At 61.8% G+C, this 16,344-nt stretch carries 17 protein-coding genes and 1 tRNA gene; 6 read left to right on the top strand and 12 right to left on the bottom strand.

What is annotated here, in order from left to right; all coding sequences use genetic code 11:
- Positions 1–119: 119 nt before the first annotated feature.
- The 4 genes from CIK76_RS10140 to CIK76_RS10125 all read left to right on the top strand — a co-directional run bounded on the left by CIK76_RS10140 (position 120) and on the right by CIK76_RS10125 (position 4,042).
- On the top strand, positions 120–584 hold the full coding sequence (locus CIK76_RS10140; protein WP_096285959.1) for a hypothetical protein: 465 nt from the start codon (positions 120–122) through the stop codon (positions 582–584).
- A complete protein-coding gene (locus CIK76_RS10135; protein ID WP_096285957.1) occupies positions 584–781 on the top strand; it encodes a helix-turn-helix transcriptional regulator in 198 nt (65 codons plus the stop codon). Before CIK76_RS10140 ends, CIK76_RS10135 begins: the two co-directional genes overlap by 1 nt.
- 88 nt (positions 782–869) lie before the next feature.
- Positions 870–1,703, top strand: a complete 834-nt coding sequence (gene fdhD, locus CIK76_RS10130) for a formate dehydrogenase accessory sulfurtransferase FdhD (protein WP_096285955.1) — start codon at positions 870–872, stop codon at positions 1,701–1,703.
- A 17-nt stretch (positions 1,704–1,720) separates the two neighbouring features.
- Positions 1,721–4,042 carry an FdhF/YdeP family oxidoreductase gene (locus CIK76_RS10125; protein WP_096285953.1) on the top strand — a complete coding sequence of 774 codons (2,322 nt, stop codon included), beginning with the start codon at positions 1,721–1,723 and terminating at the stop codon, positions 4,040–4,042.
- On the opposite strand, the gene CIK76_RS10120 is transcribed toward CIK76_RS10125, so the two are convergent.
- From CIK76_RS10120 to CIK76_RS10105, 4 genes are all read right to left on the bottom strand, one after another.
- Entirely contained in the window at positions 4,039–5,058 is a 1,020-nt protein-coding gene (locus CIK76_RS10120; RefSeq protein ID WP_096285951.1) for an inorganic phosphate transporter, read from the bottom strand. The two genes, CIK76_RS10125 and CIK76_RS10120, sit on opposite strands and share 4 nt — an antisense overlap.
- 7 nt (positions 5,059–5,065) lie before the next feature.
- Complete coding sequence (locus CIK76_RS10115; protein WP_096285949.1) at positions 5,066–5,680, bottom strand: DUF47 family protein; 615 nt, start codon at positions 5,678–5,680, stop codon at positions 5,066–5,068.
- Positions 5,681–5,922: 242 nt separating this feature from the next.
- On the bottom strand, positions 5,923–7,131 hold the full coding sequence (locus CIK76_RS10110; protein ID WP_255248425.1) for an MFS transporter: 1,209 nt from the start codon (positions 7,129–7,131) through the stop codon (positions 5,923–5,925).
- Positions 7,132–7,192: 61 nt separating this feature from the next.
- Positions 7,193–7,858: a hypothetical protein gene (locus tag CIK76_RS10105; protein ID WP_096285947.1), complete on the bottom strand. Its 666-nt coding sequence runs from the start codon at positions 7,856–7,858 to the stop codon at positions 7,193–7,195.
- Positions 7,859–8,173: 315 nt separating this feature from the next.
- Between CIK76_RS10105 and CIK76_RS10100 the strand changes: the two genes are divergently transcribed.
- Positions 8,174–8,249: transfer RNA gene (locus tag CIK76_RS10100), tRNA-Lys, on the top strand.
- 83 nt (positions 8,250–8,332) lie between these two features.
- Here CIK76_RS10100 and CIK76_RS10095 read toward each other — a convergent pair.
- The 7 genes from CIK76_RS10095 to CIK76_RS10065 form a co-directional block, all read right to left on the bottom strand.
- Positions 8,333–8,830, bottom strand: coding sequence for a hypothetical protein (locus CIK76_RS10095; protein WP_096285945.1), 498 nt, complete (start codon positions 8,828–8,830; stop codon positions 8,333–8,335).
- A 112-nt stretch (positions 8,831–8,942) separates the two neighbouring features.
- The gene (locus tag CIK76_RS10090) at positions 8,943–9,533 is read right to left on the bottom strand and encodes a dienelactone hydrolase family protein (RefSeq protein WP_096285943.1); all 591 of its coding nucleotides are present in this window, start codon (positions 9,531–9,533) and stop codon (positions 8,943–8,945) included.
- A gap of 73 nt (positions 9,534–9,606) precedes the next feature.
- Positions 9,607–9,858 (bottom strand): hypothetical protein, encoded by a 252-nt coding sequence (locus CIK76_RS10085; RefSeq protein ID WP_096285941.1) that lies wholly within the window; start codon positions 9,856–9,858, stop codon positions 9,607–9,609.
- A gap of 72 nt (positions 9,859–9,930) precedes the next feature.
- Positions 9,931–11,538, bottom strand: coding sequence for an ABC-F family ATP-binding cassette domain-containing protein (locus tag CIK76_RS10080; protein ID WP_096285939.1), 1,608 nt, complete (start codon positions 11,536–11,538; stop codon positions 9,931–9,933).
- A 274-nt stretch (positions 11,539–11,812) separates the two neighbouring features.
- On the bottom strand, positions 11,813–12,514 hold the full coding sequence (locus CIK76_RS10075; protein ID WP_096285937.1) for a demethylmenaquinone methyltransferase: 702 nt from the start codon (positions 12,512–12,514) through the stop codon (positions 11,813–11,815).
- Between the two features lie 58 nt (positions 12,515–12,572).
- Positions 12,573–13,544: an SRPBCC family protein gene (locus CIK76_RS10070; RefSeq protein WP_096285935.1), complete on the bottom strand. Its 972-nt coding sequence runs from the start codon at positions 13,542–13,544 to the stop codon at positions 12,573–12,575.
- A gap of 11 nt (positions 13,545–13,555) precedes the next feature.
- On the bottom strand, positions 13,556–13,894 hold the full coding sequence (locus CIK76_RS10065) for a helix-turn-helix domain-containing protein (RefSeq protein WP_096285933.1): 339 nt from the start codon (positions 13,892–13,894) through the stop codon (positions 13,556–13,558).
- Positions 13,895–14,130: 236 nt separating this feature from the next.
- On the opposite strand from CIK76_RS10065, the gene CIK76_RS10060 reads away from it, so the two are divergent.
- Positions 14,131–15,351 (top strand): transcriptional regulator, encoded by a 1,221-nt coding sequence (locus CIK76_RS10060; RefSeq protein WP_096285931.1) that lies wholly within the window; start codon positions 14,131–14,133, stop codon positions 15,349–15,351.
- Between the two features lie 9 nt (positions 15,352–15,360).
- Here CIK76_RS10060 and CIK76_RS10055 read toward each other — a convergent pair whose 3' ends face one another.
- Positions 15,361–16,272 (bottom strand): LysR family transcriptional regulator, encoded by a 912-nt coding sequence (locus CIK76_RS10055; protein WP_096286053.1) that lies wholly within the window; start codon positions 16,270–16,272, stop codon positions 15,361–15,363.
- Positions 16,273–16,344 lie beyond the last annotated feature (72 nt).

Genomic DNA, 16,344 nt, shown 5'->3' with positions numbered 1-16,344 from the left:
GGATCACCGCCAGCGGCGCCATGCGAAAGCAAGGCGCCGCTGGTTTTTAAGCAATGATGTAAAGGTCGCTTGACTGTAAAGTTTGATTTACGTGCTGAGAGGTTGAACCAGGAGTTGAGATGAATACGAAAACCGTGGCCCAGTCCAAGTGGGGGCGATCGCGCTTCGGCGGCGGCTCGGCGGCGCTGATCATCACCAGCCTGCTAGTGGGGATCTTGCTCTCCGCCGGCGGGGGACTGCTCTTCGCCAGACTGAACTTCCCGGAAAATTTCGTAATGGCGGCCCTGGTCATGATGGCCGGCCTGCTGCCGGTGCTTTCGGTGGCCTGCTGGGCGCTGCTGCTGGACCGGGATACCTTGCGCGGGGCCACGAAGAATCCCGAGATATCGGTGGAATCCCAGTGGTACGACAAGGCTGCGGTCGGGGTCTTCCAGGACCTCCTGCTCGTCTGCGGCCTGGGTGGCGCGGTGTTTTCCTTCCTGCAGGTCCAGGCCTCGATCGGGTTGGTATTAGCCGGTGTCGTCTTGCTGGCCATGGTGGACTTCGCGGTGCGCTACTGGCTGATCAAGCGAGTCGAGGGGTAGTGGAAAACACCTTGCCCGCACGCCGCTTGGAGCGTGGCTTCTCCCAGCAGGCGCTCGCCGACGAGCTCGGAGTCTCCAGGCAAACGATCATTTCGCTGGAGAAGGGCCGCTATGACCCGTCCCTGCCGCTGGCGTTCAAACTCGCCGAGGTCTTCGACTGCAAGATCGAAGACCTCTTCCGGCCGGACGCCAAGTAATAAATGAAGTCACGGGGATGCGCCGGAAGCAGATTTTAGGTTACGTTGGTATGTGACTCAGGGCACTTGCAAGAAAAGAGATACCGCAATGGGACGCAAGATCCTGCGACGGCGCATTATCCGCGCCACGCTGGGCGGTAGCAGCTTTGTCCGCGAGGAAAAGCTCGCCGGTGAAGAGCCATTGGAGATCCGCTTCGGATCCACCGCATTCACCACCTCGATGCGCACCCCAGGGGACGACTTCGACTTGGTCGCCGGCTTCCTGCACGCGGAGGGGATCATTGCGCGCTCCGAGCAGCTGACCGCCATGCGCTACTGCATGGGCACCGACGATGAGGGCAACCAAACCTATAACGTCATCGAGGCCCAATTGGGCTTCGGCGCCCAGCCTCCTGACCCGTCCGCGGCCCGCAACGTGGTGACCAGCTCGGCCTGCGGCATCTGCGGAACCAACTCCATCGACGAGGTCCGCAAGAAATCCAGCTACGAACTCGATCCTGAAGCCGGGCGGCTGGAGCTCGCGGTGCTGTTGGCGATGCCGGACACCCTGCGCGACTCCCAGAAGCTCTTCAGCTCCACCGGCGGGGTCCACGCCGCGGGGCTTTTCAGCACCACCGGTGAGCTGCTCATCCTGCGCGAAGACGTGGGGCGGCACAACGCGGTGGACAAGGTCATCGGCGCGGCGCTGCGTGATAACCGCCTGCCGCTGAGCCATACAATTCTGCAGGTTTCCGGACGCGCGTCATTCGAATTAGTGCAGAAAGCCGCCATGGCGGGAATCCCGGTGCTCAGTGCCGTCAGCGCACCTTCTTCGCTAGCCGTAGAGCTGGCAGATGAATGTGGCGTAACGCTGGCCGGATTCTCCCGTGGGAGCAGCATCAACTTATACACTCATGCCCAACGCATTTTAGGCACTCAGTAGCTCAGTGGAGGAAGACCATGCATCTCCCAGCCCCCAAAGATGACATCAATGAAGATGATCTCAAGGTCGGTGACCCCAAGCGCAGCGCCGCCGGCCTCAAGGCCGTCGCCGTTTCCTTGCAACGCGGCTTCGCCGAAGCAGGGGTAAGCCGCACCCTGCTTTCCATGGCGCGCATCAACCAGCGCGGTGGATTCGACTGTCCGGGTTGCGCCTGGCCCGAATCGATTACCGGGGCGCGCAAGCCGGCAGAATTCTGCGAGAACGGTGCCAAGGCCATTGCCGAGGAAGCCAGCGCCCGCACCGTCACCCCGGAGTGGTGGGAACAGCACCCGATCAGCGTATTGCGCGAAAAAACAGAATACTGGCTTGGTTCGCAGGGGCGCATCAGCGCACCGATGATCATCCGCGCCGGAGATACCCACTACAAGCCGATTAGCTGGGCCGAAGCCTTCAGCACCATCGGTGAGCACGTCAACGCCAGCACCCCGGAGAAGTGTGTCTTCTACACCTCGGGGCGCACGGCAAATGAGACGGCGTTCATGTACCAGTTGCTCGCCCGCTCGCTGGGCACCAACAACCTGCCCGACTGCTCGAACATGTGCCATGAGTCCTCGGGCTCGGCCATGAATCCGACCATCGGCATCGGCAAAGGCACCGTCTCGCTGGAAGACTTCGACCACGCCGAACTGATCTTCGTGGTCGGCCAGAACCCGGGAACCAACCACCCGCGGATGCTGTCGGCGCTCGCCGACGCACGCAAACGCGGGGCCAAGATCGTTGCGGTGAATCCGCTGCCCGAGGCCGGATTCTTTGGATTCAAAGACCCGCAGACCGTGGGCGGCATGCTCGGCAAGCCGAGCGAAATCAGCACGCACTTCCTGCAGATCAAGGTCGGTGGAGACCTGGCGCTCTTCCAGGCCTTCGGGCATCTCCTGCTCGCAGAGGAGGAGAAGAATCCGGGATCCGTGGTGGACCAGAAGTTCGTCGCCGAGGTGACCGACGGGTTCGAAGCCTACAAGAGCGCCCGCGCCGAACTGGATTGGGAAGCCACCGAAGAGGCCACCGGCCTGACCCGTGCGCAGATCACCGAGATCGCCGAACTGCTCATTGCTTCCAAGGCCTCCATCTTCTGCTGGGCGCTGGGCCTGACCCAGCAGCCGCATTCGGTGCCGACGCTGAAGGAAATCATCAACCTGCTGCTGCTGCAAGGCAACTTCGGCAAGCCCGGCGCCGGGGCTTGCCCGGTACGCGGCCACTCGAATGTGCAGGGCGACCGCACCATGGGGATCTGGGAGAAGCCCACAGAAGAGCTCCTGGAGGCGCTGGATGCCGAATTCGGCATCGACTCCCCACGCGCCCATGGCTACGACTCCACGGAGGCCTTGGACGCCTTTGAGCAGGACGAGGTGGACGTGTTCGTCTCTATGGGCGGCAACTTCGCCCTGGCGAACTCGGAAACCGAGTTGCTCGAAGCGGGCATGCAGCGTGCCAAGCTCACGGTGCACATCTCCACCAAGCCAAACCGTTCCCACGTGGTGCACGGGCAGACCTCGCTGATCCTGCCGACGCTGGGGCGCACGGACAAGGACGATAAGCACCCAAAGGGTGCGCAGTTCCTCTCCGTGGAGGACTCGATGTCGGTGATCCACTCGACCCAGGGCCGGCTCACCCCGGTCTCCGAGCATCTGCTGTCCGAACCGGTGATCGTGGCCCGCATGGCCCAGGCCATCCTGGGCGATGACCACGTCGTGAACTGGCGGGGCATGGCCGAGGACTATGACGTGATCCGTGATCATATCGCTCGGGTGCTGCCCGGATTCGAGGACTTCAATCGGCGGGTGCGCGAACGCAACGGGTTCGTGCTGCCCAACGCGCCACGCGATACACGCTCCTTCGCCACCGACATCGGCAAGGGCCGGTTCACGGTCTCGCCTTTCGAGGCGCTCAAGGCCCCGGAAGGCCACCTGATCTTGCAGACCATGCGCAGCCATGACCAGTACAACACCACGTTCTACGGACTGGATGACCGGTACCGTGGCATCAAGGACGGGCGTCGGGTAATCCTCATTCACCCGGAGGACCTGGCCGAAATGGGGTTCAAGGACCGCGAGCTGGTCGATGTGATCTCGACCTTCGCCGGCACCGAACGCCGGGCGAACAGGTTCCGTCTGGTGTCCTATCCGACGGCAAAGGGGTGTGCCGCGGCTTACTTCCCGGAAGCCAACGCTTTGGTGCACCGCGGACTAGTCGCCCGCGAGTCCAATACTCCTGGCTTCAAGGCGATGAGCGTACGCTTCGTGCCGCATACCGAGCAGCCCGGACCGACCTTGGATAGCTAGCCCACCGGGTCCATGGCAAGGGCCAGGATCGCCCCGGCAAGTATGCAGATTGCCGGGGTGGCGATCCAGTGCCCGTAGACCTTCACGACCCGGTACCAGACGACCGACTCGAAGGCCTGGTTCGCGCCGGCGCCGACAATAGAGCTGGTGACGGCCTGGGTGGTGGACAGCGGCAGGTGCAGCAGCATCGAGCCGACGTAGAGCATGGTCGCGGCGACGCCTTGGGCGACCATGCCACGCAGTGGATCAAAATTCACCAGCCGGCGCGAGAGCGTATAGGTGATTCGCCAGCCGCCGAGGAGCACCCCGAAAGACAGCGCCGAAGCGGCGATCAGCTGAATGGCCAAGGCCACCGGTCCCGGATCCATATGTCCGCCGGTGATGAGCACCAGGGTGATCGTTGCCGCGGTACGCTGGCCGTCCTGCAGCCCGAGGCCCAGCGCCACGGCGCAGGCCGCGATAGCCTGGCCCGCTCGGGAGCGGGTATTGACGTCCCGGGAAGTATCGTGGCGCATCAGCCAGGTTGCCGGGACCACCAGCAAGAAGGAGGCGGTGTACGCGATGAGCGGGGTGACCAGCAGTGGCAGCAGTACGGAGCGGGTAAAGAGGTCCACCGCGCCCCCCAGCGACTCATTGCCCAGCCAGGAGTTCGCCGCACCGGCACCGACCAACGCGGAGATCAGAGCGTGCGTGGAGGAGACCGGTATGCCTCGCCACCAGCAAATCAGCAGCCAGGCCCCGGCGGCCAAGAGCGCTGCGATCAACAACTTCATCCCGACGGTGCCGTCGGGCAGCTGCATGTTCAACCGGCTGATCAGCACCGTACTGAAGGTGGTGGTCGCCATGGTGCCGATGAAGGCGAACAAGGCGGCGGCACCGACCGCGATAGCCGGGCTCAGCGCACGGGTACGTACGGCCGCCGCGACGGCGGTAGAGGAGTCCCTGAACCCGTTGAGCACCGCATAACCCAGAGTCAGTACGATGGCGATGGTGGTGAATAAGGGGAGCAAATCCATGAGTTTTCTAGGATTCCTTGACCAGCACGCGGCCGAGGTGATCGGAGAACTGGCGCAGGGTGTTCGCGGTGAGCAGCAAGTGATCGGCTACGCGCTGATGCTTGTGAATTGTGGAGGCTTTGGAAAAGTTGGAGATTTCATCAATCCAAACCAGGTGAGTACGCGCCGCACGCTTTGAGTACTGCATCATCTGCAGCCAGTTGTCTTCCAAATCATCAAGCTTATTCAGGCTTCGCACGGAATTCGAGGCGAGCTCGGCGAGCTGAGAGATCAGTTCCAGCTGCTCGGCGGCTCGTTCCGACAGCGGTGTGGAACCCAAGGTATTGATCAGTTCGCCAATGCCGCGTAGCTGCTCCATGGTTTCGTGCAGCAGCCGCGAAAACATGTACATGTCTTCGCGCGGTAGCGGACTGATGTAGCTGGTACGCAGATGGGTGAGCAACGCGTGCAAGAGATCCGAGGCTTGGGCTTCCGCCGTGGCGAGCTCCTTGAGCTGCTCGGAACGTCCCTCGGGATTGCCGATCATTTCGGAAACGCTGGCCACCGAATTGCGGATGGTGCTTGCCAAGTCGCTCAGCAATTCAATGCCGCGCGATGCTGAAGGAAAGATTTGGAACTTCACGTTGTTCGGCGCACCATTCGTCTCAGGTCACAGTTTTGGTACTAACGCTGAACAGTTTACGTCGCAAAGGTTAACTTCGAAACGTAAGTGATGCCGGGCCGGGAACGCCTCTCGGCGGAAGGCCGCTCGAAGCGGCAGAATTTTGGAGCCCGGGGTTACCAGCGGCCCGGCACCGTCTACTAGTTTTCTCGCACTAAGCGCTTGCTGTCAACCATAGGGGGAACCGCGTGCGCATTCTCACGTTAGTTACGCAGTGATTTCTCGATGCCGCTGAGGCACAGCAAGCCACAGCAGAACCAGATGGCCCCGGCCGGCCCCGCCCCGACTGCCACGGTGCTGGCGGCCATCGGCAGGATCACCTGGCCCAGACGATTGCCCATCAGGCGGACCGCGAGTGCTCCCCCGCGGTCCTGCGAGGGCACGGAGGTGGACACCATGGTCATGGTCACCGGTTGACCCATGCCGAGGAAGAACCCACCGATCAGCAGCGCCAATCCGGCGAGCCAGAGCGTATCGATGAACAGGGGCGCAAGGGCGATGGTTATGCCCGCCGTATACAGGCTGGTGAGCAGTATTGACTTGCGGCTGAAGTGGCGTGAGATCCAGGGAAGGAAGAGCCGCGAGACCACCGAAGCGCTGCCTCGGATTGCCAGCAAGACACCCACGGCGGCCGGTGTTACGCCATGCTTTTCTGCCACCAAGGGGAGGAATGCGGTGAGGATGTCCAAGATCGACAGCAATGTCAGCGAGGCGAGCATATGCGAAGGCATGCCTTTGACCTTGAGAATCGAAACCATCGAAGCCTGTGGCCCAGGCGTGGAGCTGGCAGCAACCTTCTTGATTCTCGGCTGCAGATTAGGCAGGAGCAGCGGAATGGCAAGCAACGCGCAGGCGCCGCCGATCCACAGCGAAAGATTGATATCGGCAATGCGTTCGGGGGAGTCGGCCACCGTGGAAGTGCCGAGGATGATTCCTGCGATCAGCGGTCCGAGGAACTGGCCGGCCGAGTACGCGGCGGTGAACCAGCCGAAGCCCTTATCCAGCTGGTCATCGGGAAAATAGCGGGCGATGGAGGACTGCCCGCCAATGGTGAACATCAAATGCCCCATGCCCAGTATCGCGCTGGCAACGGCCACCATGATGTATCCCTGAGCTGCGGCAATGCCCAATGATCCCAGCCCCATCAACCCGGCTCCGGCGAGCATGAGAAAGCGAATTTTGGGGATGCGTGAACTGAAGCGTCCCAGCCACACCGCGGTGACCATCGGCAACAGGGCGTATGCCGCGGTGGCGAGCCCCACCGTGACCGGACCGGCATCCAGGGATATGAGCTTGTATGTGGTGACCGGGCGTACGAGGTTCAGCGTGGTCTGCGAAAGAAGGGCGGTAGCGACGAGGATCAGTAGCCATCGCAGGGTTCCAGAAGCTGCACTATTGGCTTCCGCGCCCACTATGCCTACCTTTTCTCGCCGTCAGTATCTCAAATCAATCCTATAGGCTTATGGTTGGCAATCAGTCCAACGTGCCCTGCCGCCAGAGCCGGGCACAGGCTTCCAAGTCCTCTGCGGTGTTCGCCATCGACTTGGCTCGGGCGGTCAGTTTCGAGCCGCGGGTTTCATGCGCCAGATCTGCCGCGTCTGCATGCTCGGTCATTCCCAACGCGAGAACCCGGCAATAGGCCGCGGTGCGCTCCAACGCGTGGGCAAAGTCTCCGTCGAAGGCTCCGGAAAGGATGGAAGTTGCCATGTTTTTAAGTTCTTCGGCCGTCGGCGGTTCGGCAACACCGGCCACCAGGCGTTCCACCTCGGCACGATGGGATCCGGCACGGAACCGGGCAGACATGGTTTCAGCGTTGTTCATGGTTGCCGCGCGGATGGCATAGAGGCGCCACAAGGCTCCTGGCAGGGACCTCGCAGGGGCTTCGGACCAGAGTTCGGCAAGGACCTCTAGACCTTCGGTTTCGGCGACTTGAATTAGCCTTTGCGAAACCTCAGGGTCCTCGTTCGCGATTCCGCGGCGAACGAAGGCCTGCGCCGAAAGATGAGCTGCTTCCGAGATGCGCGCCGGGTCGGCGCCGCCTTCGTAGGGGTCGAAATCTATGGGAGCGAAGGGCCGTGGCTTGTGATGTCTGAACCCTGCGACTTGGCCAACTTTGGATCCTGCGCGTGCACCTTTCATGGCTTCGAGACTACTCCTCTTTGGTGGACGGCGCCCCATCGGGCTGGGTGTGAAACGACGCATACCAAAATACTGGTTATTCGCGGAAGGCGTCGGGGTTTTCAGCGTGAGAGGGTGCTGGCGGAGAGGAAGCTTGCCCCGATATCTACAATGAATTGCATTCTTCACCGACACTATGAGGGGTCTGCAACTACCTGCGATAGCGCGTTCCAGAGCGGCCGCTGGCCGGCCATGGACCCCTTGCAACGCCACGAAAATTGGCTCGATTAAGGATGAATCGCTACTTCGGGTATTATGGATTTTGGCTTCGGCCGTGCGCCTTTAGCTCAGTTGGTAGAGCACTGGACTTTTAATCCATTGGTCGCGGGTTCGACCCCCGCAGGGCGCACCACATAAGAACCGGGGTCCACTTGCTCAGGCAAGTGGACCCCGGTTCTTTTTCATGTTGAATCAGGCCCGGGGCGGCCTGAGTCTTTACCAGCTCTCTATCTGCGTGAATTCCCGAATGAGGCGGAACGGATTGTCGTAGAAGACGATTTTGTGGGCACGTGTTCCGCCGCGCAGGGCGGGAACGATTTCGCAGCAGCCATATTCCCAAACGACGAGCGTCGTGGGTTGGTCGACCGAGGATTCATCCCAATCCTTCGGGATGGTTGGAGTGTAGATCCATAACTCGCTTTCGACGTCGTTGAGATTATTGGTGACAGATTTCCAGCCTCGACGACCGGCTAAGAGTTCCCCTGGTTCGGCGTTCAGGACGCTGGTAAGCATCTCTTCCTTATCCGGGGCGATCTTCTGCACCCGGCGTAATGCGGCACGGACCTCGTCGTACCCGTCAGCATTGCACAGATCATTGACGGCAACGGTGAAGCGATGTCGGCGATGAGTTGCGCGTTCCTGGACTTCGCAGCGTTCGCGTTGACGGCGCCGCTCGCGGTGGGTGTGCTGATGACGTTTCTTGCTGACGGCCATGGGGTGCTCCTGGAAGCTGAGTGGAAAGTTGCCAGTCCGCTTAGCCTAGAAGCAGCTTCAGAAGTCTGGGGCTACTTCAGAAGATCTGTGGATAACCAGTGCCTAGGTGCCATCATGCCCATGCTGCCAAGAACCCAAGGACGCGTTCCATAACCAGGGCCCGTGCCTTCGGATCGCAGGAACTAAGCGAGCTATCGGTGAAGAGGTGCTGATCTCCCGCGTAGGTGTAGAGTTCAGCGAGGCCGGTTCCGGGCCCCGCAACAAATTTTTGAGCGGCTGCCAGGTCACCTTCCGATGCAAAAAACGGATCGGCGTCCATGCCGTGGATCTGGGCCTTCACAGAGGCTGGCCAAGGTCCGAAACCCCATTCGGCATCCAGATCAACGAATGATTCTAAGAAGACGGCGGCCAAGGCTCCGGGACGTTGCTGGGCGTACCGTTGGGCCAATGCGGCTCCCCACGAGGTGCCGGCAAACACCAAGTTTTGGGGTAGCGAATCGAGCAGGGCAGAGACCTGCTGGTTGATCTCAGCTTCACCAATTGAGTTTGCCAATTGCAGTCCGGCCTCAAGGGATTCCGGCAGCGCGCCGTCATAGAGATCGAGAGCATGCACCAGGTGGCCGGCGGTTTCCAGCTCTTCGGCCATGGCTCGTACGCCGGGCGTGAGGCCCTGGACGTGGTGAAACAAGACAATCTCGGCCATCGAGGCTCCCAGCAGAGGCGGGTGATTACGCCACCGAGCCTATGACCCTAGATGCTTCGGGTCAATGAGAATCCTAGCGTTCGTCAACCAGATTCTCGATGCGTTGCGGCAGGTGCTCGATAGCCGAATCCCAGCCAGGCATCTGGCTGTTGATCTCTACGCTGTAGCCCTCGGTCAGCATGAACTCGGCACAGGTGAGGGTCTCCTGGCCGGATCCGGTTTCGTAAATGAATGCTCGTCGGATGTCGTTCCAGAGCAGAGTTGCAGACTGATCGATGACCAGGCCGGTGGTGACTACTTCGACGGTGCGCTGGGGGTAGGACATTTTCAACTTGCTTTCGGGGTCCTCGGCGGTGTGCTTTGATCAAGTGTAAACCGGCAACACGCCGCCGAGGTGCTACCGAACCGGCGTGGGATAGGACTTAGCCATGGTTCCTTCCGCAGACAGCTCCAACAGGTAGTCCAAATTCAGCTTGTCCAGAAAATGCTGATCGTGGCTGACCACCAATAAGGCGCCGCGATAGAGGGCCAGCGCCTCGCAGAGCTGGCGCACACTCTCGAGATCCAGATTATTTGTCGGTTCATCGAGAATGAGCAGTTGCACGGGTGGTTCGGCCAGCAGCAGCGAGGCCAGGTAGACGCGAAAACGCTCTCCGCCGGAAAGCGCAGACAACGGACGGTCAACGCTCGCTCCGCGGAGCAACAGGCGTGCGAGCATATTCCGTACCTGCCCGGGCGTAGCCGATGGGGCGACCTCGCCTACGTTCTCGATGGCACTACGCTCTTCGTCAAGCCCTGTTAGTTGCTGGGGCAGGTAACCGACCCGATCCAGATAGAGTCTTCCAGACGGTCCGGCACCGGCTTCGTCCCCGGAGAGCAGCTGCCGCAACAACGTGGTCTTGCCCGAACCGTTGGGACCGATGAGCGCCACGCGTTCGGGGCCTTGGATGATGTGAGTTCCGGCGGCCGAACTCAGTTGGGCAACCTGTTTACCGACAGGCAGTTTCGGGTCCGGTAATTCCAGATTGATGTGCTCTTGCGGTCGGACTCGTTCTTCGGCCCGATCGAGTTTGGACTGCGCGCTGTCAACCTTGCCGTCGAGGTTTGAACGCATCTTTCCGGCGTTGGCTTCGGACTTTTGGCGTAGATGATTGGCCAGAATCTTGGGGATGCCGCCTCCCAGCTGCTCGGCCCGCCCCTTGCGTTTGGCGCGGGCGAGTTTGGTTTCGGCTTCGACGCGTTGGCGTTTTTCCACCTTCAAGGAAGCGCTAGCCGTTTTTGCTGCCTGCTCGGCCGCATGCTGCTCGGTCTCCAACTGTTCGCGGTAGGCGCTGTAGGGTCCGCCGAAAACTCTGAGTTTTCCTGCGTACAGCTCCACCGTGTGATCCATGAGCTCAAGCATTTCGATGTCGTGGCTGACCACGATCAACGTACCCTTCCAGGAGCGGACGAGCCCGTACAGCAATTCGCGGGTTGGCTTGTCGAGGTTGTTCGTGGGTTCGTCGAGCAGCGTGATGGGTAGTGCGGCTAGCCGCAGGCCGATCACCGCAAGCAGCATCGCCTCGCCGCCCGATAGGGTGCCGACCTGGCGATCCAGATCCAGCATTCCGAGTCCCAAGGGGCTCAGTTCGGCCTCCAGCCGGGCCTCCAGATCCCAGCTGTCTCCGACCGCGTCAAAATCTTCGGGATCTACGCTTCCGGCTTCGATAGCTTTCAGCGCGCGATAGGTTTTATCGATCCCAAGCAGTTCGGTCACGGTGGTGTCCCGATGCAAGGTAAGGGTCTGCGGCAGGTAGGCGAGCTCTTCCGAAGCCTCTACCCTGCCTTCGCTAGGACTTAGCTGTCCGGCAATGAGTTTCAAAAGAGTTGATTTGCCGCTGCCGTTTGCCCCGGTAAGCCCCGTGCGTCCCGAAGGGAAAGTGCCTTCCAAGCTAGTGAGGGCGCACTCGCCGGTGGGCCAACTGAAGCTGAGGTTGTGCAGTGTGATCGGCGGAGTCGAAGACATAAGTGGCTCTCCCACGGATGTGACGAGGCTGCCGAGCTTAGGGATCGCGAGACTGGCTCAACTAATTAAAGGAGCCATAAAAAAGGGATACCGAAGCCGGTAGCCTAAATGAACGGATTGCACCGGAGATATGATGCTTGGTCATTGGCTGGCTTAGTAGGTATCCATGCCATCGAGTGTAACAGCAGGTGATGGGACGGGAAAAGGTGCGCTCGAGCACTTTCGGCCCGCATCCATTTGCGGATACGGGCCGAATGGCGGTTAGTGCTGAGGTTTACTTCCAGGCGCGGTGCACGGCGACGATGCCGCCGGTCAAGTTGCGGAATTCGACGTTCTTCCAACCGACATTGATGAACTTCTGGCCCAAGTCCTGCTGGTTTGGCCAGGCGGCGATCGACTCGGCCAGGTAGGCGTAGGCCGAAGGGTTCGAGGAGACCATGTAGCCCAACGCGGGGATAACGCGCGGCAGGAACTGCTGGTAGGCCACCTTGATCGGAGCGACGGTGGGGGTGGAGAATTCGGCTACCACGATGCGCCCGCCGGGCTTGGTGACGCGGTGCATCTCGGACAGGGCCTTTTCGGTGTCCGAGATATTGCGCAGACCGTAGGAGATGGTCACCGCGTCGAAGGAGTTGTCCTCGAACGGCAGGTCGGTTCCGTCACCGTAGACGAACTCAAGCTCCGGGTAGCGCTTGCGCCCCTCGGCCAGCATGCCCTCGGACATGTCGCAGGCGGTCACCGTGGCTCCGGCCTTGGCCAGCGGCATCGACGAAGTGCCGGTGCCGGCGGCCAGGTCCAGGATGCGCTCGCCGGCCTTGGGGGCGATCGCCTCGGTGGTGATCTTGCGCCAGTAATTCACGATGCCGCCGGTCATCAGGGTATTGAGTAGATCGTAGCGGGGAGCTACGTTATCGAACATCTCCTGGACCTGGTTGGCCTGCTTATCCAGGCCTGCGCGCACATTGTGGGAAGTCATGCTTCCAAGTGTTTCATATCTGACGATGCCCGAGCGCCGGATGTGGGGCGAATCGCGTTCAGAGCAGAGATTCCAGCCGCGCGTAGCTCGCCTCCATTCCGTCGGTCATTCCGGTAGCCAGCACCATGTCGCGCGTCTGGGCATCGGGATAGGTGATCACAATCGACAGCAGCGTCCCCGCGCTGCTGTCGGCGAATGTCGACTCGTTGATAGTCGGCGGATAGTCGGTGTCGATCATTTGTTCGGTGGTTCGCTCGTAGGACTTGGGCAGTCGTTCGAGCAGCTCGCCGGTGAAGCCGAAGCCCTGCCCCTCGGTGCCGGTCTCCGGTTCCCACCGGTAGCGGTAGCTTCCACCTACGGACTCGGGCAGAACGCATTCGGTCATCTTCCAACCGTCGGGGCCAAGCAGCCAGCGCTTCATAAGCGCCGCGTCATGGTGTGCCTGCCAAACCTGATCGCGGGTTCCGCGAATGATGCGGCTAACCCGAATTTGGGTATCCGAAAGAATCTGGGCTTCGGTGGCGAACGTTTGGGCATAGTTGCGCAGGTCCACCAGCACCTGTTCGATCTGGCTCATGGCCGAACGCGTCCCGTCGATCATGCCCATGTCGACGACTTGTTCCAGGTCTGCCGCGGAATCGAAATTCGCCGTGATGGTCAGCTTGGTGCCGTTTGGCTGCGGGTCGAAGCTGAAGACGGTGCGGGTGGTCGGCAGCTCGGAGTTGGGCGTGCCGTCTGCATTTGCAAAACCGTCGGTGACTTCGAAGAACTTCTGGTCGACGATTTCGTTCCATTCCCAGTAGCCGTGGAACTCCTCTCCTTCGGGCGAGGTCATGTGGTACTGGGTGCGGCCGCCTGGTGCGGCGTCGTGACGGGTGAATGTAGCCGGATATTCGACCGGTCCCCAGAACTTCTCGATCTGGCGCGGATCGAGGTAGGCATCCCAGAGCCGGGATACCTTGACCGGGAATTCGGCGTGGACCGTGAGGGTGAGGGATTCTGCGTCTTTGACAACTGATGTGACGGGCATGAGATTGCTCCTTAGGGAGTCTCGTCGGCGAGGAAATCATCAAGCCGGCTGATGCGCTGGCGCCAGATGTCCTCGAGGGATGAGAGTAGTTCCTGCGCGTGCCGGATGGTGTCCGGCTGCCCGCGAACTATGCGTTCGCGGCCACGTGCGATCTTGCTGACCAGGCCGGCGGCTTCCAGCGCGGCCACGTGCTTTTGCACTGCTGCAAAAGACATGTCGTAGCTGGCGGCCAGTTCGGAGATGCTGACCTCGGCGTGCAGGGTTCGCCTCACGATGTCTCTTCGTGTGGCATCTGCCAAGGCGCGGAAAACCTTGTTCGTCTGCTCTTCGCTCAACTTATATACAACCATTTGGTTGTACGATACTCCGATGCTTAGGGAAGGTAAAGAGGAATGGGCAGAAAAGTGGAAATTCAACCAGAATTCAGGCTACTTGTCGACTATGGGCAGCGTTATTCTAGATGATTTATCGCCTTGTTTTTGGGCCCCTCCATGCAATGCGAGGCAGGCTCTACTAAAGCCTTCGGAGTTCGCCTAAGCTGGGTGGAATTGCAAAAGCGATCCATTCATCCGGGTAGGGGAGGCATATGAGCGGGCCCGCCATAAATTGGACTGACGCGTCGCGCCAGGCCTTGCAGGCCCGCGAGCTCTTAGGCGCCCCCGACACCGGCGTGGGTGATCTTCCGTTGCGGCGCGATGTGCGCGAATCCTGGAAGAGATCATTGGCCCACGCCACGGCCGTCGAACAGCCCGCCGTGCTGAGCAACGAGCGGCTGCGCCTGGAGCGCGAGCGCAGCGAGCTGCAGCGCATCTGGCCCGTGTTCGAAAAGCTGCTCGTGCCCGCGGCTACGGATGCCAACCTGCTGGTCGCCTTGGCCGATGCTGGCGGGACCTTGCTGTGGGTTGCCGGCAGCAATGGTGCATTGAGCCAGGCCGAAGGGGTCGGTTTCATGGCGGGTGCCGACTGGGCCGAGAGATCCGTGGGGACTTCGGCTCCCGGAATGGCGCTGGCCACCGGCTCCGGGTCGCAGGTATCGGGCGCCGAGCACCTCTATGAGCAGGCACAGCAGTACAGTTGCTCGGCGGTCCCGATTCGGAACCCGCGAACCGGACAGGTAATTGGCGCGATCGATCTGACCGGCGGCCCGGATGCGATCGCTACGCATTCGATGCCGTTGCTGCGAGCGGCCGTCATGGCCGCCGAAACCCAGCTGCTCCTGCCGGGAGTCGGGGTCGTGGCGGACCCCGACTATCTGGATCTGGGCCGCTGCGACGGAGTGTATCTGGGATCGTTGCCCATCTCTCTGCGGCATGCCGAAATTCTCACGCTGCTGGCCCAGCACCGTGACGGCATGAATACCGCCCGGCTGGTGGAGGAGCTTTTCGAGCGGCCCGATGCGGCGGCCGAAGGCACGGTGCGCGCCGAAATGGTCAGATTGCGCAAGGTCCTGGCCGGACTTCCCGGACGGACGCTGACTTCCCGGCCCTACCGGCTGCAGTGGGCTCTGCAGACGACTTTGGGTCGACTGTGGGATGCGCTGGAGCTGGGGGACCTGGAAGCGGCGTTGCAATTGTATTCACCCGGACTATTGGTTCGCTCGCAGGCCCCGGGCGTCCTGGTGCTGCGTCATCGGACCGAAGCGGCGCTGCGCGAAATGGCGCTGGACCGGGGCCGGCCGCAGCAGCTGCTGAATCTCGGCCGGCAATTGGCCGATGCCGACCTGTTGCGCGCGGCCCTGCGCGAATTGCCAGCCGATTCGCCGGCGCGTTCGCTGATTGTTGCAGAGGTCCAAGAGCTGGAGGCGTAGGCGCCTCCATTATCCGTGCTGCCGTCCCTGGCGGATCTTCTCCAGCACCAGCGCGAGGGCCGGCCAGGCGCCACGCCCGGTGCGGGTCCGGGCGAAGGCGCGCAGCCGCAGGTCGGGGTTCTGCAGCGGCAGAATCGTGATCCCATCCCGCCCGGGCCGGTTTTCCGGCAGCAGTCCCACGCCGAGCCCGGCCAGGATCAGGTCTTCGACCAGATCCAGGCTGTCGGCCTGGTGGCGCATGGCCGGGGTGAATCCGGCCATCGAGGACAGCAGCCGCAGCACCGACTCGTCGGCGGTGTTGCGCGAGTTCCCGATCCAGTCGCGGTCGCGGAAAGCTGCCAGCACCGCCGGGGCATCGGTGCCCCTGCCGCCGGTGGCCAGCTGCGCGGCGTCGGTGGTGGGCACCCCTAGTCCCCAGGGGGTGCTCCACAGCTGAAGTGTTTCCACCCCGGGTCCGGCATCGTCCGGGGCCAGATTGTAGTCGTAGGTCAGGGCCAGATCGATCTCGTCCACCGCCAGCCGGGCCAGGGCCTCGGCGGGCTCGTGCTCCAGCACCACGATCCTCACTGCGGGGTGCGCTAGCGCCAGCTCCTCGAAAATGGGCATCAGCGTGGTGCGGATCGCGGTGGCGAATCCCGCGACCCGCAGGGTGCCCGAGGGAGCGGCTTCCGGGTCCAGATCCAGTTTCGCTGCGTCGACTGCGCCAAGAATGCTCTGCGCGTGCTCGGCTAGCCGGCGGCCGGCCGGGGTGAGCCGGACGCCGCGCCCGTCGGGTTCCAGCAACCGGGCTCCGGTTTCCTTGGCCAGCTGCGCGATCTGCTGGGAGACGGTCGAGGTGGTGGTTCCGAGCACATCCGCGACGGCCCGCATCGAGCCCATGCGGGCCAGCTCGTACAGGTATTGCAGGCGGCGGGTATCCATAAGTTCCATTGTGCAGGTTTCATTGACAATATGTTGATGATTCTCGCGTGGACATGGATGGCTTTTCTCGGC

Origin of the sequence: Glutamicibacter sp. BW80 (assembly GCF_002332385.1) — a bacterium.
Classification (GTDB): Bacteria; Actinomycetota; Actinomycetes; order Actinomycetales; family Micrococcaceae; genus Glutamicibacter.
The sequence above is the reverse complement of the archived record's forward strand: the minus strand, read 5'-3'. Positions and strand labels throughout refer to the sequence as shown.